The organism is Halomonas sp. S3-1-1, from assembly GCF_023757625.1.
GTDB lineage: Bacteria > Pseudomonadota > Gammaproteobacteria > Pseudomonadales > Halomonadaceae > Vreelandella.
Map to the genome: position 1 here is coordinate 74,464 of NZ_JALGBZ010000008.1, position 22,003 is coordinate 96,466.

At 59.4% G+C, this 22,003-nt stretch carries 17 protein-coding genes and 1 pseudogene; 11 read left to right on the top strand and 7 right to left on the bottom strand.

From position 1 onward, the window contains the following. Nucleotides 1-213: 213 nt before the first annotated feature. From tviB to MQW23_RS18345, 5 genes are all read left to right on the top strand, one after another. Nucleotides 214-1,491 carry a Vi polysaccharide biosynthesis UDP-N-acetylglucosamine C-6 dehydrogenase TviB gene (gene tviB, locus MQW23_RS18325; RefSeq protein ID WP_252109664.1) on the top strand — a complete coding sequence of 426 codons (1,278 nt, stop codon included), beginning with the start codon at nucleotides 214-216 and terminating at the stop codon, nucleotides 1,489-1,491. 48 nt (nucleotides 1,492-1,539) lie between these two features. Further along, on the top strand, nucleotides 1,540-2,577 hold the full coding sequence (locus MQW23_RS18330) for an SDR family oxidoreductase (RefSeq protein ID WP_252109665.1): 1,038 nt from the start codon (nucleotides 1,540-1,542) through the stop codon (nucleotides 2,575-2,577). 90 nt (nucleotides 2,578-2,667) lie between these two features. Beyond that, nucleotides 2,668-3,444: an ElyC/SanA/YdcF family protein gene (locus MQW23_RS18335; protein WP_252109666.1), complete on the top strand. Its 777-nt coding sequence runs from the start codon at nucleotides 2,668-2,670 to the stop codon at nucleotides 3,442-3,444. A gap of 28 nt (nucleotides 3,445-3,472) precedes the next feature. After that, nucleotides 3,473-4,738 carry an O-antigen ligase family protein gene (locus MQW23_RS18340; protein WP_252109667.1) on the top strand — a complete coding sequence of 422 codons (1,266 nt, stop codon included), beginning with the start codon at nucleotides 3,473-3,475 and terminating at the stop codon, nucleotides 4,736-4,738. A 538-nt stretch (nucleotides 4,739-5,276) separates the two neighbouring features. Continuing rightward, entirely contained in the window at nucleotides 5,277-7,265 is a 1,989-nt protein-coding gene (locus tag MQW23_RS18345; protein WP_252109668.1) for a polysaccharide biosynthesis protein, read from the top strand. Nucleotides 7,266-7,542: 277 nt separating this feature from the next. Here the strand turns inward: MQW23_RS18345 and zigA are convergent, their stop codons facing one another. The 3 genes from zigA to MQW23_RS18360 all read right to left on the bottom strand — a co-directional run bounded on the left by zigA (nucleotide 7,543) and on the right by MQW23_RS18360 (nucleotide 9,635). Further along, the gene (gene zigA / locus MQW23_RS18350) at nucleotides 7,543-8,763 is read right to left on the bottom strand and encodes a zinc metallochaperone GTPase ZigA (protein ID WP_252109669.1); all 1,221 of its coding nucleotides are present in this window, start codon (nucleotides 8,761-8,763) and stop codon (nucleotides 7,543-7,545) included. Between the two features lie 141 nt (nucleotides 8,764-8,904). Further along, nucleotides 8,905-9,183, bottom strand: a complete 279-nt coding sequence (locus MQW23_RS18355) for a TIGR03643 family protein (protein WP_252109670.1) — start codon at nucleotides 9,181-9,183, stop codon at nucleotides 8,905-8,907. Nucleotides 9,184-9,272: 89 nt separating this feature from the next. Beyond that, nucleotides 9,273-9,635, bottom strand: a complete 363-nt coding sequence (locus MQW23_RS18360; protein ID WP_252109671.1) for a helix-turn-helix domain-containing protein — start codon at nucleotides 9,633-9,635, stop codon at nucleotides 9,273-9,275. A gap of 433 nt (nucleotides 9,636-10,068) precedes the next feature. Here MQW23_RS18360 and MQW23_RS18365 point away from each other — a divergent pair, with 433 nt between their 5' ends. From MQW23_RS18365 to MQW23_RS18390, 6 genes are all read left to right on the top strand, one after another. Beyond that, complete coding sequence (locus MQW23_RS18365; RefSeq protein WP_252109672.1) at nucleotides 10,069-12,879, top strand: bifunctional diguanylate cyclase/phosphodiesterase; 2,811 nt, start codon at nucleotides 10,069-10,071, stop codon at nucleotides 12,877-12,879. Nucleotides 12,880-13,036: 157 nt separating this feature from the next. Continuing rightward, complete coding sequence (locus MQW23_RS18370) at nucleotides 13,037-14,452, top strand: ethanolamine ammonia-lyase subunit EutB (protein WP_252109673.1); 1,416 nt, start codon at nucleotides 13,037-13,039, stop codon at nucleotides 14,450-14,452. 10 nt (nucleotides 14,453-14,462) lie between these two features. After that, nucleotides 14,463-15,305, top strand: a complete 843-nt coding sequence (gene eutC / locus MQW23_RS18375) for an ethanolamine ammonia-lyase subunit EutC (RefSeq protein ID WP_252109681.1) — start codon at nucleotides 14,463-14,465, stop codon at nucleotides 15,303-15,305. A gap of 69 nt (nucleotides 15,306-15,374) precedes the next feature. Further along, entirely contained in the window at nucleotides 15,375-16,124 is a 750-nt protein-coding gene (locus tag MQW23_RS18380; RefSeq protein WP_252109674.1) for an SIR2 family NAD-dependent protein deacylase, read from the top strand. 95 nt (nucleotides 16,125-16,219) lie between these two features. Beyond that, complete coding sequence (locus MQW23_RS18385; protein ID WP_252109675.1) at nucleotides 16,220-17,257, top strand: isopenicillin N synthase family dioxygenase; 1,038 nt, start codon at nucleotides 16,220-16,222, stop codon at nucleotides 17,255-17,257. Nucleotides 17,258-17,392: 135 nt separating this feature from the next. Further along, nucleotides 17,393-18,133 (top strand): tRNA-uridine aminocarboxypropyltransferase, encoded by a 741-nt coding sequence (locus MQW23_RS18390; RefSeq protein ID WP_252109676.1) that lies wholly within the window; start codon nucleotides 17,393-17,395, stop codon nucleotides 18,131-18,133. A gap of 16 nt (nucleotides 18,134-18,149) precedes the next feature. On the opposite strand, the gene MQW23_RS18395 is transcribed toward MQW23_RS18390, so the two are convergent. From MQW23_RS18395 to MQW23_RS18410, 4 genes and pseudogenes are all read right to left on the bottom strand, one after another. Next, nucleotides 18,150-19,055, bottom strand: a complete 906-nt coding sequence (locus MQW23_RS18395; protein ID WP_252109677.1) for a DMT family transporter — start codon at nucleotides 19,053-19,055, stop codon at nucleotides 18,150-18,152. Further along, nucleotides 19,052-20,302: a TraB/GumN family protein gene (locus MQW23_RS18400; protein WP_252109678.1), complete on the bottom strand. Its 1,251-nt coding sequence runs from the start codon at nucleotides 20,300-20,302 to the stop codon at nucleotides 19,052-19,054. The genes MQW23_RS18395 and MQW23_RS18400 overlap by 4 nt, the downstream gene beginning before the upstream one ends. Nucleotides 20,303-20,339: 37 nt before the next feature. Then, the gene (locus MQW23_RS18405) at nucleotides 20,340-21,788 is read right to left on the bottom strand and encodes a TrkH family potassium uptake protein (RefSeq protein ID WP_252109679.1); all 1,449 of its coding nucleotides are present in this window, start codon (nucleotides 21,786-21,788) and stop codon (nucleotides 20,340-20,342) included. 45 nt (nucleotides 21,789-21,833) lie between these two features. Continuing rightward, nucleotides 21,834-22,003, bottom strand: a pseudogene (locus tag MQW23_RS18410) (TrkA C-terminal domain-containing protein); the annotation flags it as partial.

The window sequence follows — 22,003 nt, forward strand, 5'->3', positions numbered from 1 at the left end:
TTACAGTGTTTTCCTACGCGTTATTTTGCTTACGCTTACATGGTCTTGAATTAGTGTTTTGCCACACTTTTTTAAAAAAGTGTGAAAGCGTTGATGATGTAAAATCGAAAGCTTTAAAGAGCTGTAGTGCTCGTGTGGCTGGCGGTTTAGTATTGCCGTATTGGTGAGATATCACTATCTCATTACTCTCATGCTCATTGAAAGGAAGCGTCCGTGCTTAATATTGATAACGTCCATCTGGGGGTCATTGGTCTTGGTTATGTGGGCCTGCCACTGGCCGTCGAGTTTGGTAAAGTCTTACCCACAGTAGGGTTCGATATCAATAAGGGGCGCGTTACTGAGTTGCGCGATGGCATAGACCATACTCTAGAGGTCGAGCCCGCGCTGATGGCGGAAGCCAAACAGCTTAGCTTTGCCAGCGAGCTCGAAGCACTGCGCGCGTGTAACGTCTATATCGTGACCGTCCCCACGCCGATTGATGCCAGCCGTCAGCCCGACCTCACCCCGCTGATTAAAGCCAGCGAAACGCTAGGTCAGGTGATTTCCAAGGGCGACGTGGTGATTTACGAAAGCACCGTGTATCCCGGGGCCACTGAAGAGAAGTGTATTCCTGTCGTCGAGCGGGTGTCCGGGTTGGTGTATAACCAGGATTTCTTTGCGGGCTATAGCCCGGAAAGGATCAATCCGGGTGACAAGGAGCACCGCGTCACCACCATTAAAAAGGTCACCTCGGGCTCTACCGCCGAAATCGGAGAGTTCGTCGATGCGCTTTATCGTAAGGTCATCGTGGCTGGAACGCATCTGGCCAGCAGTATTCGCGTCGCTGAGGCCGCCAAGGTGATCGAAAACACGCAGCGCGACATCAATATTGCCTTGATCAACGAACTGGCGCTGATCTTTAATCGACTGGATATTGATACCGAAGAGGTCTTGCAAGCGGCAGGCACGAAGTGGAATTTTCTTCCTTTTCGCCCGGGGTTGGTAGGGGGACACTGTATCGGTGTGGATCCCTACTACCTCACGCACAAGGCCCAGCAAGTCGGCTATCATCCGGAAATGATTCTGGCAGGGCGCCGTTTGAACGATGCCATGGGTGCCTACGTGGCAGGCCAGCTGGTCAAGCAAATGATCAAGCGGCGCATTCACGTTGAGGGCGCGCGCGTTCTGGTGCTGGGGTTGACCTTTAAAGAGAACTGCCCTGACCTTCGCAACACGCGTGTCGTCGATATTCTAGCCGAGCTGGCCGATTACGGCGTCTGCGTCGATGTGTATGATCCTCAGGTCAATAAAGCGGAAGCCGAAGCGGAATACGGTATTACTCCCGTCGAGAGCCCCAAGGCGGGTGCTTATGATGCGATGATACTGGCCGTTGCGCACCGGGAGTTTTGTGAGCTGGGCGCGCAGGGTATTCGTGTCTGGGGTAAGCCTGAGCATGTACTTTACGATTTAAAATACGTGCTGCCAAAACATGACGCCGACCTGCGACTGTAAGTCGAGCGCTTCGATGTAAAACGATTTCACCACGTATCAAGGAATGTAATGAGTCGAATTGTATCGCTCCAGGCCGAGCTGAAGGCCACTCCTCGTACCTGGCTTGTGACCGGTTGTGCCGGTTTCATTGGCAGTAATCTAATCGAAGCGCTTTTGAAACTCGATCAACGCGTGGTGGGATTGGATAACTTCGCCACCGGTTTTCAGGCAAATCTGGATGAGGTGCGTTCTCTGGTAAGCGCCGAGCAGTGGGCACGCTTTAGCTTTATCGAAGGAGACATTCGCGATCCCGATACCTGTCGCGCGGCCATGCAGGTCGATGGGCAGTCGGTCGATCACGTATTGCATCAGGCCGCGCTTGGCTCCGTGCCGCGCTCGATTGAGGACCCGCTCGCGACCAACGCGGCTAACATCACGGGTAATCTGAACATGCTGGTGGCGGCCAAGGACGCCGAAGTAAGAAGTTTTGTATATGCAGCATCGAGCTCTACCTATGGCGATCATCCAGCGCTACCCAAGGTGGAAGAGTGCATAGGCAAACCGCTATCACCGTATGCCGTTACCAAGGTAGTGAATGAGATGTATGCTGATGTGTTCGCTCGCACCTACAATTTTAAAGCCACTGGTCTGCGCTACTTCAACGTTTTTGGAAAACGGCAAAACCCCAATGGAGCCTATGCAGCGGTCATTCCCAAATGGGCCGGCGCCATGTTGCAGGATGAAACACTTTTCATTAACGGCGATGGCGAAACCAGTCGTGATTTCTGCTATATCGCTAACGCCGTGCAGGCCAACCTGCTGGCGGCGACCGCGGAAGACGAAGCGCAGGGCGAAGTGTATAACGTAGCCGTGAGTGGCCGCACAACGTTAAATCTATTGTTCGAATACTTGCGCAACGGGCTAGCTGAGCAGGGTGTCAGTTATACACAAGACCCGACGTATCGGGATTTCCGAGCAGGTGACGTGCGCCATTCTCAAGCGGATATCACCAAGGCAGCTCGCTTGTTGGGCTATGCGCCCAGCCACACCATCGTCGACGGTATTGGCGAAGCCATGCCCTGGTATCTGAACTATTTTCAGCAATAGAGTGCCATGGCGACTTAAATTGCTTGAAAGTATCGAAGGCCATCCGTTTGAAGCTCGCAGCGGTGGGTGCCCTTTGAATAGAAAGCGCCAATGAAGGCTGCCATGTACGATTTAATAAAAAGCCTTGCGTCGCCGCTTTTAATGCCCTTGCCGATAAGCATGGCCTTGCTGTTCTTGGGGTTAGGGTTGGTTTGGCTAAAACGTTTGTACTCGGGGCGTGCGCTATCTGCCTTGGGGCTGACGGTTCTACTCCTGGCTAGCTGGGCACCGATTGCAGAGCGCTTATTGGCGCCGATCGAAACGCGCTACCCGGCGCTTTTGGATGTCGCTGAAGTAGAGGCTCCTGCTGCGATAGTGGTACTGGGCGGAGGCTGGCAGCCACAGGCGCCTGTTTCCAGCGTAGCCAAACTGAGTGAAAGTTCAGCGCTTCGCCTAATGGAAGGCATACGGTTATGGCGTGAATTACAGGATGTGCCGCTAGTCGTGTCAGGGGCCGCCCGTGATACTTCGATAGCGCCAGTGGCTCGGGGTTATCTCGAAGCCGCGCATGCACTAGGTGTGCCTCGGCAATCCATACGCGTACTGGATTGGCCAACCGATACCGGCCAGGAAGCCCGGGCGGTTCGTGATTTAGTAGGGCAGGGCGCGCCAGTCATACTGGTCACCTCTGCTTCCCATATGCCGCGTGCCATGCGCCACTTTCAAGCGGTAGGGCTTTTACCTGTCGCTGCCCCTACCCACTTTTTAACGCAGTTCGAGTCGGCTCATAGCGTTCGCTACTGGATTCCTTCGGCGAGCCATCTATACAAAACCGAACGGGCGCTGTACGAGACGCTTGGGCTTTTAATGGTCGATGTTGAGCATTAGCCATCTCTTCTAACGCTAACAAGCTCCCATGTGTTTAAAACTGATGATGCTGCGAAACACTTCCCTGATTTTTCTGGGCACTAGCTTTTTGATCGCTGCGCCGCTGCTCCTGCCCAATGGCGGATGGTTAGCGTTGGGCGCGCTAGCCGTTTTAGGTGGTTTTGAATTAGTCAGCGGGCGCTTTAAAGAAGCCACTAGGCTGGCTCGATACCTCGTCCTGTTACCCGTTTTTTGTGCGGCAGCCACCCTGCTGGCTTGTGCTGTGCAAGGGCCTCAGACTTGGCAGGACGAATGGCCTCGGCTACTTGTTTTACTGCTGAGCGTGTTAACGGTTTGTGCCTTGCCCAGGCTTTATGTAAGCGCCGCGAGCGTGTTTATGGCGTTCGCCGTGACCGGAGCCGCTGTGGGTGCGTGGGCATTATGGCAGGTCGCAGGGCAGGGCGTTGAGCGGGCAAGTGGGCAGGCCCCTTTTCACGCTATTCTGTTCGGCAACTTTTCGCTCGCGGCGGGGGTTGTCTGTTTGGCTGGGTTGCCTTGGGCATGGCGGCAGCCTAAACGCTGGGGTTGGGTAATGCTAGTATCAGCAGGAGCGTTGGGAGGGCTTGACGCTTCTCTGCTTTCCGGTACACGGGGTGGCTGGCTGGCGCTGCCGTTGACTGTGTGGATGCTCTATCGCGCTTATGCCCGGCAGTGGCCCTTGCGCTTGCGCGGGGGGATCGCGGTCGTGATCGCCGCGCTGGTCATTGGGCTTTACGCGCTGCCCCAGACCGGTGTACAGCAGCGGGTGAACAGCGCGATGGGTGAAAGCCTTGATTACCTGAATGGCGAGGCGCACGGATCGATCGGCGTTCGTCTCGAGCTCTATCGAGTCACTCTGCAGTTGATTGCGGAGCGGCCGTGGTCGGGCTATCGCCTACAGGAGTATCGTGATGTCTTGAAAACGCTCAACGAGCAGGGTCGTGTAAGTAGTGGTGTCGCCGAGCACTGGCATGCTCACAACGATATTCTGAATGCCTGGTTACGCTATGGTGCGTTGGGGGGGCTGGCGACATTATTACTGTACGTGGCGCCGCTTTGGTTTTTTGCGCGGCGGCTACACGGGGGATACCCGGATCGGGATCCACTAGCGCTAGCAGGCTGTCTACTGGCGCTACTATTTTTTGATTTTGGCTTGAGCTATGCCTTCTTCGCCTATCCGATAGTACTGGCCACCTATTGGGTTTGGTTGGTGGTGTGCGTGGCAGCCGTTGTAAAGCGTCATGCACATTCTAAAGGGCCTTTCCACACGTCTTAAAAAACAACTACCGAATAAAACGTCATTTTTTTAACTTGGATTGGTGTTAAAAGATAAAGTGGTAAATTGCAGTTAATGGCTGTGTTTGTGCTACTTAAAAGGTAATGGGCTGATTAGAAAAATCATACGATAATTTATAAAAAATAAAGTCTATAGAAATTATAATACCTGTCGCGTGGGCTTGAACGATCAAGCGCTCTTCGCTGGATGTAATGCTGTTGTCATACTGGATCCGGTATAAAGAAATGCCCTCCTGATACTTATCTTATCAGCTCGCCTTAATGGGCTCGAATAATATCTAAGCTGGATACTTTGATATGCAGGTAACTCGCTAAATTTAAGCGATCAACATACTTATCTGCGTGTGGACAGCATTGATTTTAAACTGCTCAATAGTACAAGGATGTAGGCAAAGGTATGATAAAACTAATCCGAAACAGTACGTAAAACTGCTCCAAACACCGTAGTGAACGGTTAAATGCCGTATCGAAAGCTCGTGAATTCGGGCGCTCGTTGAGCTGAATTGGAGTCGACTGCTATGTTATCGCGCTTATTGCACCCCTTGTTTCGTCTGCCAAGACCTCAAAAACGCCTGATTCAATTAGTGGTTGATGCCGGGCTGATAACGGTTAGCTTTCTGCTGGCCATGTTCTTGCGGCTAGATGGTTGGTCCTTTGTGTCCAATTCCAACGTCTGGCTGGTCTTGCCTGCCATTATTCCTATTAGTCTTTTCATCTTTGCACGACTGGGATTCTACCGAGCAATCATCCGCTTCATGGACATGCAGGCGGCGACGACCGTTCTAGCCGGCGTATTAGCATCCACGATGGTACTGATCGTGGTCAACTACGTCGCGCTTTTGCCCATTCCTCGTTCGGTACCTTTCATTTATGCAATGCTTGCCATGCTGACCATTGGCGGGGTGCGGGCGGTACTTCGTTCGCTTTATACGCGCGGGCAAGTGCGCTACAAAACGCGCGTTTTGATTTATGGTGCGGGCAGCTCCGGGCGGCAGTTGGTAGTCTCGTTTCGTAACGGCAATGAATACGAGCCGGTATGTTTCATCGATGACGATGCCGACGTACAGCGCTCCTCTATTCAGGGGCTGAAAGTCCACCATCCTCGCGCCGTTCAAGGGTTGATCGATGTCTACGGGGTAGAAAAAATCCTGCTGGCCATGCCCAGCGCTTCGCGCGCTCGCCGGCGCGAGATCCTCGAGTCTCTGGAGGGGATCACTGTACCTGTACAAACCGTTCCTGGAATGGCCGATGTGATCACCGGGCGGGCAAAAACCACGGAAATTCGTGATGTCGCCGTCGAGGATCTGTTGGGCCGCGATCCCGTGCCGCCGGACGCCAGTCTGATTGGCGCTAATATTACCGATAAGGTGGTGTTGGTCACCGGCGCCGGGGGGTCCATTGGCAGTGAGCTGTGTCGACAGATTCTACGCCAGCAGCCCAGCAAACTGCTTTTGTTAGAGATCTCCGAATATAACCTCTATTGCGTTGAGCAGGATTTACGCACACTTGCTCAAGCGGAAGGACTGGACCACGTAGAGGTGATGGCGTTACTTGGGTCGGTGCAGCATACCGAGCGCCTTCAGTCCGTGATGACCTACTATCAGGTGCAAACGGTTTATCACGCGGCGGCCTACAAGCACGTGCCGATGGTCGAACACAATGTCGAAGAGGGGTTGGTCAACAACGCCATAGGCACGCTGAACTGCGCGCGCGCGGCGGTAGAATCCGGTGTCAGCGATTTCGTGCTGGTCTCGACCGATAAGGCCGTGCGGCCCACTAACGTTATGGGGGCGACCAAGCGCTTGGCAGAACTGGTGTGCCAGGCCATGTCCAACGCTCAGAAAGGCACTCGTTTTTGCATGGTGCGTTTTGGTAACGTCCTGGGCTCCAGCGGCTCTGTGGTTCCCATGTTTCGCCGCCAGATTGCGGCAGGCGGGCCGGTCACCGTTACTCACCCTGAGATTACGCGTTATTTCATGACCATTCCTGAGGCTGCCCAGCTGGTTATCCAAGCGGGGGCAATGGCCAAAGGCGGCGACGTTTTCGTTCTGGATATGGGCGAGCCGATCAAAATTACCGATCTGGCCACTAAGATGGTGCGGCTGTCCGGGTTCGACCCTTACGTGAACCAGCCGAACCAATCGGGGCATTCGATTAAGGGCGATATCGAAATTCGCTTCACCGGTTTGCGGCCAGGCGAAAAACTCTATGAGGAGCTGCTCATTGGCGAGCGCGTTCGGCACACCTCGCACTCGCGCATCATGACGGCTCACGAGGTCTCGCTAACCTTGCAGGAGACCGAGCGGTTGATGGAGGAGCTCGTGCGTGCTTGTCAACAAAGCGACTCCAGACGCCTCCAGCAGCTGTTGATCGACGCGCCCTTGGGCTATGCCCCCAACAGCGAGCTGGTGGATCACCTGTGGCAGTGCCCGGAACGCAAGGAGGCCGTTTTGACCGCCAGACACGGCGATTTCGACAGCAGCCCGGCCTTGCATAGCGCTGCTTAAACGTTAGCGCTCGAAACGCCGGTAAGCTTGGATAGCGCATCGAGCTAACCGGTAACACAAGAGCCGTTCGCTCTACACGCTGATCTCTTTTGGCGGTAGAAGGTGAACGGCTCTTTTTTTATGCTTAAACGGCACGGCCAGCGATAGCCGGCAGAACCCGAAGGCAGCGGTCGGCGCGAGTGGAATGAATCCGGCGTCAGATCACTGGTCTCACCCATGCGTCACTCGCGAATATTGTCGATGGCTAGTCGAGCCCCACTGCCCGTAATACGACCGACTACTCCCAGGTTGGAAACGGATCCGGCAGCGCTTTCCATGCCTCGATCCCCTCCAGCAGTTCCTCCTCGCTCAAAAGGCAGCCGTCCAAAGCGGCGCGCATGCGGGCTTTATCCATGTTCTGGCCGATGAATACCAGCTCCTGGCGCATGTCGCCGAAGGGTTCGACCCATTTTTCTTCGATGAAGCCCCGGTACTCCGGATCCGTGGGCCAGCGCGATTCGGGGATCGCTTTCCAGAACATGCCGGCGGCGCCGTGATGGGCGATGCCACCGGCCTGACTCCACTGACCCGCCCACTGTGGGCGGGTGGCTAGCCAGAAAAAGCCTTTCGAGCGCAGCAGCCCCTCGCCGAACCACTCCGAATGCAAAAGCTCGAAAAATTTGGCCGGGTGGAAGGGGCGTCGCGCGTGGTAGGCGAAACTCGAGATGCCGTACTCCTCTGTTTCCGGCACGTGCTCGCCGCGCATCTCCTTGAGCCAGCCCGGCGCGCGCTGGGCCCGCTCGAAATCGAAGCGTTTTGTATCGAGCACCTTATCCAGCGCCACCTGACCCTGGCGGATCGGCACGATCTCGGCGTCCGGGTTCAGGGATGTGAGCACTGCTTTTAGCGATTCGAGTTCACGCTCGCTCATCAGGTCGGTTTTGCTGACCAGCAGCACATCGCAAAACTCGATCTGATCGACCAGCAGATCCGCCACGTTGCGCTCGTCTTCTTCACCCAAGCTCTCACCCGCCTCTTCGAGGCTCTGGGCCTCCTGATACTGGGTAAGAAAATTGGCGCCATCGACAACGGTGACCAGCGTATCCAGACGCGCGACGTGAGAGAGGCTCTGGCCCTCCTCGTCCTCGAAGGTGAAAGTTTCGGCCACCGGCAGCGGCTCGGAAATGCCGGTGGACTCGATTACCAGATAATCGAAGCGGCCTTCGCGGGCGAGCTTTCCTACCTCGACCAGCAAGTCCTCGCGCAGCGTGCAGCAGATGCAGCCGTTGCTCATCTCGACGAGCCGCTCATCAAAGCGGTTCAGCGCTACTTCGTCATCCGCGCTTTCCGGGCCGCCACGTACCAGCGCGGCGTCGATGTTGACCTCGCTCATGTCATTAACGATCACTGCCACGCGGCGGCCTTCTCGATTGGCCAGAATATGGTTGAGCACGGTGGTCTTGCCGGCGCCGAGAAAACCCGAGAGCACGGTGACGGGAAGGGGGGGGAAGTCAGGCATGGTCAATCTCTCTTTTTAAGTATTATGTTATAGTATAACAATTAAGAGGCGATTAGAAACAGAGGCGATTAAAACATGGTGTCTTCAACATACACGCGCCATGGCGCTAGAGAATGCCCCGCCAGGCGGGGCAGATGGGATTCAGAAGCGCTTGTACTGGGTGGGGCAGTAGCCGCGCTGCACGGCGGGTGAGCGAAGCGCGCGGTGTTTAGTGGCGCGAGCGGTAACGCGTTGGCGCCAGAGCTTGAACGAGCCGGGTTTGAGCGCGTGGCGCATGATCTCGACCATATCGGGCTCAACCAAACCGTAGAGACTTTCAATGGCTTCAAACGGAGTACGATCCTCCCAAGCCATTTCGATGACGCGGGAGCGGTCCTCTTCGGGGAGTCGGTTGAAACGTTGGACGGACGCTTTGGCCATGGTCACACCTTCTAAAATTGCGGTGGTCAGGATCACAACTAATTGTTTGGACAAACCCCGCGGTGCTGCGTTTGTCTAAACGCTAAGGACTACTTTTCGTTCGGCACCTTATGATGAAGGCGCGCCGCCAGGCTTTCGGTGATATCGAGAATGAGCTGGCGATCCTGCTCCTCGAGCGGTGCTAGCAGGCCTTTCATTCGGCTCGCCTGGTCGTCAGTCTGAAGGCTCACTTCACCCAAAAGCTCGGCGGTTTCGCAGTTGAAAATCGTGGAAAGCTGTACCAGACGTATCACGTTGGGAATCACTCGCCCCCGCTCGATGCGAGAGACGGCTTCGTTACCTATTCCCAGCCGCTCCGCCACTTCTTCCTGGGTCATCTGACAACGCACGCGCCGTTTGGCGATTGCACAGCCGATATGACTGGCGATATGTTCCCGTTCTTTTTTCGTCACGTTGTCCTCCCAATGATAAAGAATGGTTAAGGACCCACCTATTGACATGAAGGACTAAGCAAGTTGAGTATCAACTCAATGAGTTGATAAGGGATAATTAAATTTATTGAATCAAATCATTGGCGCTGGCTATTTGGGGCAGGGGAGCGTGGTGAGACGCGGATAGTCTTTGGTCGGCCATGCGATAAATTCGTCACGTCTTGGGTCAAGAAAGAGCGCGAGAAGCCGATATAAGGGCCAACGATTTTGAGGGTGGGTGAGTCGCCAATGAGAACTTTCATGCCAGCTGCATAGTTAAATTGTTATACTCGTATTAGTCATGTGTTGGAAAAAATAGCACCGCATTGGCGCACTGGGGCTGACGGTCCTCAATGCGGGTACGAGGCATCGGTATCGACGCCGTTAACGGATCAACTTCGAGGCGTTCAACTTCATGCTCTCAGACTCTGCGCCCAGTATCCTGCAGCAGCTCTCCAGAAGCCTTCTTCGCAGCAGCCGTGAAGAGTTCTTCGAGCAATTGACTCACTCGTTGTCAGCGCTTTTGGGCGTCGACCACGTGCTGGTCGCGCGTATCGATGCGCATCAAAGTCTCGTTTCTCCGGTAACGCTCTACTCCAACGGCCAGTGGCTTTATAAGGCGCCGTTTCCGATCAAGGGAACCGCCTGCAGCCAAGTGACCCCGAGTAGCGAGTTCTTTGCCGAGGCGGGCATTTGTTCCCGTTTTCCCAAGGATGCGCAGCTGGCCGCGCTTGATGCCCAAGGGTACCTGGGCGTGCCCATGCTGGACGCCGATGGCAACTGGCTCGGGCTGATGGCGCTGATTCACTCCTCACCCTTGACGCTTCCCGATTTTGCCGTCGATACGTTGAGAATCGCAGCGTCGCTTGCAAGTTTCGAGCTCTCTCGTCGCTTGGCCGGCGCCAACGCCAATGTGCGTATCGCCGGCCATCGACGGGCGCTCAAGCTTTTAAGCGAAGGTGGCGAGGCGGTGTTCAGTGCCCAGAACGAAACCGCGCTCATGCAGAGCTGCTGCGACGTGGCCGTCGGCACCGGCGGCTACGCCGCTGCCTGGATCAGTCGCCCGGACCTCCAGGGTCGCGCCGATTCGCTGAGTGTGAGGACGATGGCCGACCGGGACGGCCAAGAAATCGCCTGGTGCAGTCCGCGCCAGCTGATGATCAAACGCTATAGCCTCGCGCTGACCCAGACCGCTTTCGCGACCGGCAAGCCGGTCTTTATCACCGAGCCGGATCAGGCAGGTTGCGTCAACGAAACGGTCGCTTCCACCTTGCGCGCTTTAGGTGTTAAAGCGTTCATCGCGCTACCGCTCATGTTTCGCGATACGCCTTTGGGCGTGCTCTGCTGCTATCACGCTCAGGAAACGGGCATTTCTAAAAAAGAGCGTAAGGTTCTGAGCGATTTGGCCAACGATATCGCTTTTGGACTGGACAGCATCCTGCGGCGCCAAAACGAGCAACGCATTCAGCACGCGGTGACCCACGTTGCCACGGCGGTTTCGGCCAACCACGGCGAGGCGTTTTTGTCTCAGCTTACCGCCCACATGGCGACGGCGCTCGATGCCCAAGTGGGGTTCATCGCCAAGCTCGACGCCCTGGAGCCGGGCGTGGCGTCGATGGTGTCGCTCAATATCAGAGGCGAAGAGCAGCCGGGAATCCGCTATCGAATAGACGGCGTGCCCTGCGAAGACGTAATCGATCATAAAGAGTGCGTGGTGCTCAAGAACGCCTCTGTCCGTATGCCCGCCGAGTCCAACGGCGAGCTCGATTGGGTCAACGGCTATATCGGTCGCCGGCTCGACGATGCCCAGGGCAACCCGATCGGCGTTGTCGGCGTCATGTTCGAACAGCCCCTTGAGGACACCCACATCGCCCGCACGGTACTGCAGATTTTTGCCGCGCGGGTTGCCTCGGAGCTTTCGCGCCAGCAGGACGAGAGCCGTATTCGCGAGCTGGCCTACCGCGACGAGGGCACGCGCCTGCCCAACCGGGCGGATTTCATGCAGCGACTGGTGCAGCACGTGGGGCAGACACCCCCGCAACGCTTGGCGCTGCTGCTGCTGGGCCTCAACCATTTCAAGGAAATCAACGATATCGCCGGCCATTACGTCGGCGATCTGGTGCTCAAGGAGGTCGCCAAGCGGTTCTCGACGGTCCTGAAAGAGCGCCACTATCTGGCAAGGCTGGGCGGTGACGAGTTCGTGGTGCTGTGTCTTGACGCCGGTCAGCGTGAGGCGATCGAGATCGCCACCCGGCTTCAGGACGCGCTCATGGAGCCCGTGGTCGTTGAGCAGCATACGGCAGAAGTCAGCGCAAGCGTTGGCGTATCGGTGTGCCCCGAGCAGGCGCGCACCGCCCAGGGGCTTCTTCGATACGCCGATATCGCCATGCATCAGGCCAAGCGAGCGCCGTCAGGCGCGCGGCTGTTCGAGCCCTGGATGGAGCAGGTCATGCGCGAAAAGCTCGACATGGCCAAGCGGCTCGCCATCGCCATCGCGGACAAGACCCTGACCCTGAACTTTCAGCCCCAGGTGAACCTGCGCACCCGCGAGCTGATCGGCGCCGAAGCGCTTTGTCGCTGGCAGGACGAGGTGCTGGGCTTTGTCTCGCCCGGTGATTTCATTCCGTTGGCCGAAGAGCGCGGCATGATGGTCGCGCTCGGGCGCTGTGTGATCGAGAAGGCGTGTCAGCAGCTCTCCCAGTGGAAACGCCAAGGGGTTTCGCTTTGCGGGCAGCTTGCGATCAACGTGGCGGCGGATCAGTTCGACGACAACGACCTGATCGACACGCTGTTCGAAAGCTGCAGCCGCTATCATATCGCCCCCTCGATGCTGAGTCTGGAACTGACCGAGAGCGGCATCATGGTCAACCCGGAGGAGGCCGTGGCCATTACCCGCTATTGCAAGGAGCAGGGCATGGGTCTGGCCATCGACGACTTCGGCACCGGCTACTCCTCGCTTGCCTACCTCAAGCGCTTCGCCGTGGACAAGATCAAGATCGATATCTCCTTCATTCGCGACATGCTGGTGAGTGAAAACGACCGGGTCATCGTCGCTACCATCATCGCCATGGCTCACACTCTGGGGCTCGAGACGATCGCTGAAGGCATCGAAGGCCAGGCGCAGATCGAGCCGCTGCTCGAGATGGGCTGCACGCAAGGGCAGGGCTATCTGTTCGACCGGCCGCTTACGGCGTCGCAGTTCGCAACCCGCTGGCTTCAGTCCTGATCTGAAGCGCTCGCCCTTGAGCGCCTGAACTGTTTTGCCTACGCCGGATTTGCCGAAACTTGATAGGCGAAGTCTTCGGTTGGCGCTAAGGTGAACGGAAGAGAGTTCACATAGGCGTCGGCGCCCGCCGGCGGGGTCAAGCGCACAGGGGGCAATCATGACCAGGGCTTACCACACCCAGGTAGGGAGCCGTCGCTACGGCTTTTCGAATCTGGCCGAGCTGATGGCCAAGGCCACGCCGGCCCGCTCCGGCGACCGGCTGGCCGGCGTCATGGCCGAAAGCGCCGAGGAGCGCGTGGTCGCCCAGATGGTGCTGGCCGAGCTTCCGCTTTCCACCTTTCTCAACGACGCGCTGGTGCCCTACGAGGACGACGAGATCACCCGGCTGATCATCGACGATCACGACGCCGGCGCCTTCGCGCCGATCAGCCACCTGACGGTAGGCGATTTTCGTAACTGGCTGTTATCGGATCAGGCCACGCCCGAGGTGCTGCAAAGCGTGCGCGCCGGCATCACCCCGGAAATGACCGCTGCGGTGAGCAAGCTGATGCGCAACCAGGATCTGATTCTGGTGGCCAAAAAATGCCGCGTCGTCACCGCCTTTCGCAATACCATCGGCCTGGGGGGGCGGCTCTCCACTCGCCTTCAGCCCAATCACCCGACCGACGATGTCACCGGGATCGCGGCCAGCATCCTCGACGGGCTTTTGTACGGCAGCGGCGACGCGGTGATCGGCATCAACCCGGCCACCGACAACGTCGCCCAGAGCGTGAAGCTGATGCGCCTGATGGACGAGGTGATTCAGAAATACGAGATTCCCACTCAGTCCTGCGTGCTCACCCACGTGACCAATACGCTGGAGGCGATCGAGCAGGGCGCGCCGGTGGATCTCGTCTTTCAGTCGATCGGCGGCACCGAGGCGACCAACAAGAGCTTCGGCTTCGATCTCGCCACCCTGGCCGAGGCCGAGGCCGCGGCGCAGTCGCTCAACCGCGGCACGGTCGGGCGTAACGTCATGTATTTCGAGACCGGCCAGGGGAGCGCGCTCTCTGCCGATGCCCATCATGGCCTCGACCAGCAGACCTGCGAGGCACGCGCCTACGCCGTGGCGCGCAAGTTCAACCCGCTGTTGGTCAATACCGTGGTTGGCTTCATCGGCCCGGAGTATCTGTTCGACGGCAAGGAGATCATCCGCGCCGGGCTCGAGGATCACTTCTGCGGCAAGCTCCTGGGCGTGCCCATGGGGTGCGACGTCTGCTACACCAACCACGCCCAGGCCGACCAGAACGACATGGACAACCTGCTCACGCTTTTGGGCGTGGCCGGCTGCAACTTCGTGATGGGCATTCCAGGCTCCGACGACATCATGCTCAACTACCAGACCACCTCGTTTCACGATGCGCTCTACGCCCGCCGGGCGCTGGGTCTCAAGGCCGCACCCGAGTTCGAGCAGTGGCTCGCGCGCATGCAGATTTTCGACGATATAGACACCCACCGGCTGAGCGAGCACGTCCCGAGGGCCTTCGCGCAAAGCCTGCGCCACCTGCCCGGGGAGGCAAGCCATGAGCAGTGATCACACTCCCATGTCCTCCAGGAATGCCTCCAATGAAAGCCGCGACGCCGGCGTAGTGGACAACCCCTGGGCCACGCTTCGTGCCTTCACCGATGCCCGCATCGGCCTCGGCCGCGCCGGGGTGAGTCTGCCCACCCATAAACTGCTGGAGTTTCAGCTCGCCCACGCCCAGGCCCAGGATGCGGTGCACTGCCCGCTGGATATCGAAGCGCTGACGGCGTCGCTTGACGAGGCGCTTGAGCTCGACACCGCGCCGCTTGCGCTAAAAAGCCGGGCGACGGATCGTGCCACCTACCTCCAGCGTCCGGATTACGGCCGCCGGTTGAGCGACGAGGATCGCGAGCGCCTCGAAGCGCAGGCGGACAACACCGAACCCAGCGACCTGGCCATCGTCATCGTCGACGGCCTCTCGGCGCTGGCGGTGCAGCAAAACAGCGCGCCCTTTCTGACGGCGCTCGACCAGGCCCTGGCGAAGGATACAAACGACTGGCGCTTGGCGCCGGTCACCATCGTCGAGCAGGGGCGCGTGGCCATTGGCGACGAGATTGGCGCGCTGTTGAACGCCCGCGCGGTGCTGGTGATGATCGGCGAGCGGCCCGGGCTCAGCTCGCCGGACAGTTTGGGGCTCTACATGACCTGGGCGCCGGAGGTGGGGCTCAGAGACGATCGGCGCAACTGTATCTCCAACGTGCGCCCGGCGGGGCTCGACGTCGATCAGGCGGCGCGCAAACTCCTGCTGCTGCTCAAGGAGGCGCGCGAGCGACAGCTTTCCGGGGTCAAACTCAAGGATCGAAGCGAAGACGACGTGGTCGAGGGCATCGGCTCGACGCGTAATTTCCTCGTCGCCGACTGAGGGGCCCAAGCGCTTTACACCGCGCGCGCCACGGGCTAAAACGGGGCGTGATCTGACGAGGAGAGCGTTATGTTGACAGACGAACCCGATGACGGCCGCCACCAGGACGCGGTGACGCTGCCGCACCTGGTGGTCTTTACCGGCTCCGGCATCAGCGTCGAAAGCGGCATCAAGACCTTTCGCGCCAGCGACGGCCTCTGGGAGGAGCACCCGGTCGAGCAGGTGGCCACGTTCGATGGCTTTCGCGCTGACCCCGAGCGCGTGCTCACCTTCTACAACCAGCGCCGAGCGCAGATTCGCCGGGCCCAACCCAATGCGGCGCACAAGGCGCTTGCCGCGCTCGAGCAGGAAGGCTTTCGCGTTTCGATCATCACCCAGAACATCGACGATCTGCACGAGCGGGCGGGCTCGCGCAGCGTGCTCCACCTTCACGGCGAAATACTCAAAGCACGCTCCAGCGTCGATGCGAGCCTTCGCTACCCGGTGTCCGGCGATATCGCCCTCGGCGACGTCTGCGACAAGGGTAGCCAACTGCGCCCGGACGTGGTCTGGTTCGGCGAGTCGGTGCCGCTGTTCGAGCAGGCCTGCGCGCTTGCAAGCCAGGCGGACTTCTTTCTGGTGGTGGGTACCTCACTGGCGGTGATGCCCGCCGCCTCGCTTTTGTCCTATATCGGAGTCGACACACCCTGCGCGCTGATCGACCCGGACGCCGATGCGCTTAGCCCACCCGGGGTGCGGGCGATCAACACCACCGCCGGGGAAGGGATGCCGGCGCTGGTCGAGCGCTGGCGCGGCCAGAAAAATTTCGAGCCTGGCTGAGTCGTTATCGCCACCGTCATACTGAATGGCCGGTATTCGTGGCAAAATGGGACCGGGCTGATGGCGATTGGTTAAAGGAAACGAGGAATAAATGCATGAGGGATGACACCATGGACGTCGAGGTGCTGGATCACGCCGAGCGCGCGCGCTTCACTTTGGCGCCGTCCTTGACGACGCGAACGCTGGCGCCGGCACAGATTCCCGTCATCGACCTTGGCCCACTGCTCGATCGCAGCGACCCGATGGGCGTCGCCAACGCCATTGGCGAGGCGTGTGAGCGAACCGGCTTTTTTTACGTTCACGGGCACGGGATCGGCCCCGAGCTCATCGAGCAGGCGTTTGCCATGGCCGCCGGTTTCTTTGCGCGCCCTTTCGCGGAAAAAGACGCCCTCAATATCGTCGGCTCGGGGCTCTCCCTGCGCGGCTACACGCCACTGTTTGGTGAGAACGTCGACCCTGGCAAAAGTCGCGACTTGAAAGAGAGCTTCGATCTGGGCCTCGATGAGGCCGAGGTCTCGCCATTTTTTGGTCCCAACCGGATGCCGGCCAGGCCAGAGGCGTTCCAGGCGGTGTTCGAGCGCTACTACGCCGAGATGCTGGCGCTTGGGCATCGTCTGATGGGCGCCATTGCACTGAGTCTCGGGCTAGCGGAAGATTACTTTGCTCCGCGCCAGAGACGGCCGGTGGCGATTCAGCGGCTGCTGCACTACCCCTGCCAGGCCGGCACGATCGAAGAAGAAGAGATCGGTATCGGAGCCCATACCGACTACGGGCTGTTGACCATTCTGGCGCAGGACGCCGTGGGCGGTCTGCAGATTCGCCACCGCGATGGCGGTTGGATCAGCGCGCCGCCCATCGAGGGCGCCTTCGTGATCAATATCGGCGATATCGTGCAGACCCTCACCAATGATCGCTACGTGTCGACGCTGCATCGGGTGGTCAATACCAGCGGCCGGCAGCGATACTCGCTGCCGTTCTTCTTCGATCTCGACTACGATGCCGTGGTCGAGGTGCTGCCGAGCTGTACCAGTGAAAGCGCCCCGCCGCGCTACGCCCCTTACTCTAGCGGCGCGCACAAGTTTTCCCGTTACGCCGCAAGCTATGCCCATCTGCGTGACGTTCAGAGCGTGTGACCCCCGTCAGAGTAAGCTCGATATGCTGGCGCCGACAGAAAAACGTCGAGCCGCGTGAGCGGTTGATGCCAGCGGATTCGTCACGCGATCGGCGCTGCTTTATACTCGGCGCCCTTTGATCGAATGGGTGCGCCGATGTCCGCTTTTGATACGTCCTCTGAACCGGATTCGCTTGCCGAGCGTGCGCCGCGGCGCGAATTCAAAGCGCGCGGCAGCTTCGTGATTCGCTGTGAAGGGTGCAACCTACCCAAACTCAACTGCCTCTGCCCTTACAAGGTGGGCGTGGAGAGCCACGCCCAGGTATGGCTTTTGACCCACTCGCTCGAGCACTTGAAACCCACCAATACCGGGCGGCTGATCGGGGACGTGCTGAGTGAAACTCGCGTCTTCACCTGGGCGCGCACCGCGCTCGACCCCGAGCTCGAAGCACTATTGCAGGATGCGCGCTACGCGCCGTTTCTAATCTTTCCCGACGACCAGCCGGACTACGCCGAGCGCGTGGTGGGCATCGATGCGGTACACGCGGCGAAGGCGAACGACCGGGTTCCGGTCTACGTGATTCTCGACGGCACTTGGCGCCAGGCGCGGCGCATGTTTCGCAAAAGCCCGTATCTGGATGGCCTGCCGGTGCTGCCGCTTCACACCGAGCGTGAAACCCGCTACCGCCTTAGAAAGCCCGCCTCGAAAGCGCACCTATGCACGGCCGAAGTCGCCACCGAGCTTCTGCGTCAGGGCGGCGATATTGATGCGGCAAATGTGCTCGACGACTACTTCGACGTGTTCAACGAAAGCTACGCGGCGAGCCGTTTCTATCGCAAAATCGACGCGCCCACCCCGGCAATGGAGCGGCTATTGGCCAAACGGGCGGGCGTTTAAAGGACCTGGGCTGGTGTCAGGCGCTGGCCTGAGCCGGCAGCCAGCGGCGCAGCACCTTGCGTACCCAGTACCAGCGGTTGATCAGAAGCGCCAAAAAGATCAGAGCGCAGCCCGACAGCTGTAGCGGGGTCATGCTTTCACCAAACCACCAGGCGGCGATCAGCGCGGTCCACACCGCTTCGAGCATCAGGATGACCGAGGCATGGCTCGGCGTCGTCATGCCTTGCGCCTTGATCTGCAGGAAGTAGCGAAGCGAGCTTGCCAGCACCACGCTTGCCAGAAACCAGCCCAGAATCGGCGTACTCAGCGCCATGGGCTGGCGCTCGAAAGCAAACGACACGAGCGTCAGCACCGCGCCCACCGCCAGAAGCTGTAGCATGGTCAGCGGAAGTGCCGCGACGTTGCGCACCACCCGCGTATTGACGTTGATCAGCAGCGCAAAGCAGAGCGCGGCGCACACCATCAAAAGCTGGCTGGGCTCGATACGAAAGCCCGCGTTGAGCGACAAAAGCCCAAAGCCCGCCAGCGCCACGGGCAGGGCGATCCAGGTCGTGCGTGGGGGCGTATCGCCAAACAGTATGCCTAGCACCGGTACCATCAGAATTCCCAGACTCGTAATGAAGGCGCTTTCGCCCAGGTGCGAGGAAACGCTGAGTCCCATAATCCAGAAACCGGTCGCCAGGCTGAACAGCAGCCCGACGAACAGGCTTCGCCGCACCCGGCGAGCGGGCAAGCGCGAAAGCGAAGGCCAGGCAAAGCCCAGAAGGATCAGCCCGGCCAGCAGAAAGCGACTGCCGATGAACAAAAGCGGCGGCATGCCGGCAAGCGCTTCTCTGGAAAAGATCCAGCCGCCGGCGGCCATCAGCGTCACCAGCAAGAGCAGGGCATCCGCCTGCCAGGGCGCACGCTCGATTCGGTTCACGCCGCGCTTCCAAACAGCGCTCCGGCGATTCTAAAGCCTGCCACCCAGGTACCCACCGCCGAGCCGAGCGTAGCCAGAATGAACACCAGCAGCGTGCGCGAGACGCGGTTTTTCCACCAGCCGCTGAGTTGGGTGACATCGTGTCTAAGCGAGGAGAAGTCGCGCACCTTGGGCTTTCGCATGTAAAGCTCGACGCCGGCGGCCACGAACCCGGCGCCGATGGTCGGGTTGAGCGAGGTCAGCGGGGCGGCGAAGAAGGTCGAAATCACCGTCACCGGGTGGGCCAGCGCCACGATCGTCGCGCCGCCGGACAGGATGCCGTTGATCAAGAACCACTCCAGCACCAGCTGCCAGCCAAGCTCGGTGTTGCGTGAAAAGCCGATCGCAAAGCCGGTGATGACCAGCGCGGTGATCAGCCAAGGCAGCGCCTTCCAGAGCTTCGACGGCGGCGGCGTATGTTCGAGCGCCTCGCGCTCGGTGGTCGGGTTCTCCGGCAGCGGCGCCTCGAGATGCTCGGCGGTGCCTTTCAGGTGTCCGGCGCCGAGTACCACCAGCACGTTTTTATAACGCCCGGGCGGGGCTTGCTCGGCAAGGCGCAGCGCCATGTAGCGGTCGCGTTCGCGAATGAGCGGCGTGTAAAGGCTTTCCGACTCACTGGCGAACTCGCTGAAAGTCGCCTCCAGCATGTCGCCCTCCTTGAGCTTTTCGATCTCCTCCTTCGAGACGTCCTGGCGCGACATGACGCTGCCGATCAGCCCGGTGAAAAGCGACATGCGCTGCCACCAGGGCACGTTGCGATAGATGCGCTTGAGCGTCACGCCGACGTCGCGGTCGATCATCAAAAGCGGCAGGGCGTGGGTCTGGCTTGCCTCCACTGCAGCGCGCATCTCGGCGCCGGGCTGAATGCCGGACTGCTCGGCGATGCGCTGCTGAAACGCGCCGAGGGCCAGGCTCGCCGCCACCATGCCCGCCTTGCCCTGCTTGAAGACCTGAAAAAGATCCTGCTCGCCCATGGCGTCCGGGTTGGTCATGCTGTGGTGGCGGGCGTCGCAAAGCTCGATGGCCACGGCGTCGAAGGCGCCGCTGTCGAGGAGTCGCGTCACGTCATCGGCGCTTTGGGCCGACACGTGGGCGGTGCCCAGCAATGTATAGCGGGTGCCTTCGATCTCGATGGCCTTGAGCGGGCCGCTGGTCGCGGGCAGCGTCTCGAACTCGCGGCTTGGCGGGGTGGGAGCGTCGTGCGTCATGGGTGTCTCGCTAACAAAAGGTGGCCCCCGGGCGGCGCTAGCGGCGCCAGAATGCGGGGGTAAATAGAACCAGTACGGTAAAGATTTCCAGGCGGCCCAGCAGCATCGCCACGACCAGAATCCACTTGGCGAGATTGGGCATGTCGCCGTAGTGTTCGCTGGCCTCGCCCAGCGCCGGGCCCAGATTGTTGAGCGCCGAGCCCACGGTGGACCAGGCGGTGATTTGATCCACCCCGGTGGCCATCACACCGACCAGCATCAAAAAGAACAGCATCACGTAGGCGGAGAAAAAGCCCCACACGGCCTGGGCGATGCTGTCCGGCACGCTGACCTTGCCGACCTTCACCGCGATCACCGCGTTGGGGTGGATCAGGCGCATGACTTCGCGCATGCCCTGTTTCAAAATCAGGATGATGCGGATTACCTTCATGCCGCCGGCGGTGGAGCCGGAGCAGCCGCCGATGAAGGCGGCGACGAACAGCATGAACGGCAGCGCACCTGGCCAGGCGGAGAAATCCGCGACCGCAAAGCCCGCGGTGGTCGCCACAGACACCACCTCGAACAGCGCGTGGCGCAGGCTGTGCAGAGTGTCGTAGGCGTTGGTGAACCAGAGTGTGAAGGCGGCGATGAGCACCAGTCCCGCCAGAAACAGCATTAGAAAGCGCGCTTCGGGATCCTCGAAGTAGTGCAGCAGGCGCTTTTCTCGCCAGGCGATGAAGTGCAGGCTGAAGCTGAACGCCGAGATCAGCATGAAGGCCACGCAGATCAGCTCGATGGCCGGGCTATTGAAGTAGCCGATGCTGGCATCGTGGGTGGAGAAGCCGCCGATCGCGACGGTCGAAAAACTGTGGCCGAGGGCGTCGAACCAGCTCATGCCCGCCAGCATATAGGCTACCAAACACGCCATGGTCAGCGTGGCGTAGATGTACCAGAGCGCCTTGGCGGTTTCGGTGATGCGCGGGGTGAGCTTGGAGTCCTTGAGCGGCCCGGGGATTTCGGTGCGGTAGAGCGCCATGCCGCCGACGCCCAACGTCGGCAAAATTGCCACCGCCAGCACCACGATCCCCATGCCGCCGAGCCACTGCAGCTGCTGGCGATAGTAGCGAATCGATTCCGGTAGAAAATCGATGCCGGTGATCACCGTGGCGCCCGTGGTGGTTAGCCCGGAGAACGACTCGAACACCGCATCGGTGAAGTGCAGCGCATCGGGGCCGAAGAGCATCAGTGGAATCGAGCCGAAAAACGCCAGCACCGTCCAGAACATCGCCGCGATGATGAAGCCGTCGCGAATGCGCAGCTCCTTGCGCGCGCGCCGGTTGGGCAGATACAGCAGCACGCCGGTGATCACGGTGATGGCGATGCCGCTGGCGAAGGCGTACCAGACACCGTCGCGAAACCAGAGCGATATCAGCATCGGGGGCAGCATGGTGAGGCTGAACAGCATCAAGAGCAGCCCTAGAATGCGTAAAATGACCCTCAGACTCATGGAATCCCGCGGCTCCTGGCCAATGTTGTTAATAACATGGGGCGCTTAAAAGAACGTCAAACCGACCTGGAACAGCCGCTCGACGTCGCGAATTCGGCGCTTGTCGATCACGAACAGAATCACGTGATCGCCGCTCTCCACCACCGCCTCGCCGTGGGCGATGATCACCTCCTTGCCGCGCACCATCGCCCCGATGGTGGTGCCCTCGGGCAGCT

Coding starts and splice junctions, on each gene's coding strand:
- MQW23_RS18330 (WP_252109665.1), top strand. CDS start 1,540: ATGAGTCGAATTGTATCGCTCCAGGCCGAGCTGAAGGCCACTCCTCGT.
- MQW23_RS18335 (WP_252109666.1), top strand. CDS start 2,668: ATGAAGGCTGCCATGTACGATTTAATAAAAAGCCTTGCGTCGCCGCTT.
- MQW23_RS18340 (WP_252109667.1), top strand. CDS start 3,473: ATGTGTTTAAAACTGATGATGCTGCGAAACACTTCCCTGATTTTTCTG.
- MQW23_RS18345 (WP_252109668.1), top strand. CDS start 5,277: ATGTTATCGCGCTTATTGCACCCCTTGTTTCGTCTGCCAAGACCTCAA.
- zigA (WP_252109669.1), bottom strand. CDS start 8,763: ATGCCTGACTTCCCCCCCCTTCCCGTCACCGTGCTCTCGGGTTTTCTC.
- MQW23_RS18355 (WP_252109670.1), bottom strand. CDS start 9,183: ATGGCCAAAGCGTCCGTCCAACGTTTCAACCGACTCCCCGAAGAGGAC.
- MQW23_RS18365 (WP_252109672.1), top strand. CDS start 10,069: ATGCTCTCAGACTCTGCGCCCAGTATCCTGCAGCAGCTCTCCAGAAGC.
- MQW23_RS18370 (WP_252109673.1), top strand. CDS start 13,037: ATGACCAGGGCTTACCACACCCAGGTAGGGAGCCGTCGCTACGGCTTT.
- eutC (WP_252109681.1), top strand. CDS start 14,463: ATGTCCTCCAGGAATGCCTCCAATGAAAGCCGCGACGCCGGCGTAGTG.
- MQW23_RS18380 (WP_252109674.1), top strand. CDS start 15,375: ATGTTGACAGACGAACCCGATGACGGCCGCCACCAGGACGCGGTGACG.
- MQW23_RS18385 (WP_252109675.1), top strand. CDS start 16,220: ATGAGGGATGACACCATGGACGTCGAGGTGCTGGATCACGCCGAGCGC.
- MQW23_RS18390 (WP_252109676.1), top strand. CDS start 17,393: ATGTCCGCTTTTGATACGTCCTCTGAACCGGATTCGCTTGCCGAGCGT.
- MQW23_RS18400 (WP_252109678.1), bottom strand. CDS start 20,302: ATGACGCACGACGCTCCCACCCCGCCAAGCCGCGAGTTCGAGACGCTG.
- MQW23_RS18405 (WP_252109679.1), bottom strand. CDS start 21,788: ATGAGTCTGAGGGTCATTTTACGCATTCTAGGGCTGCTCTTGATGCTG.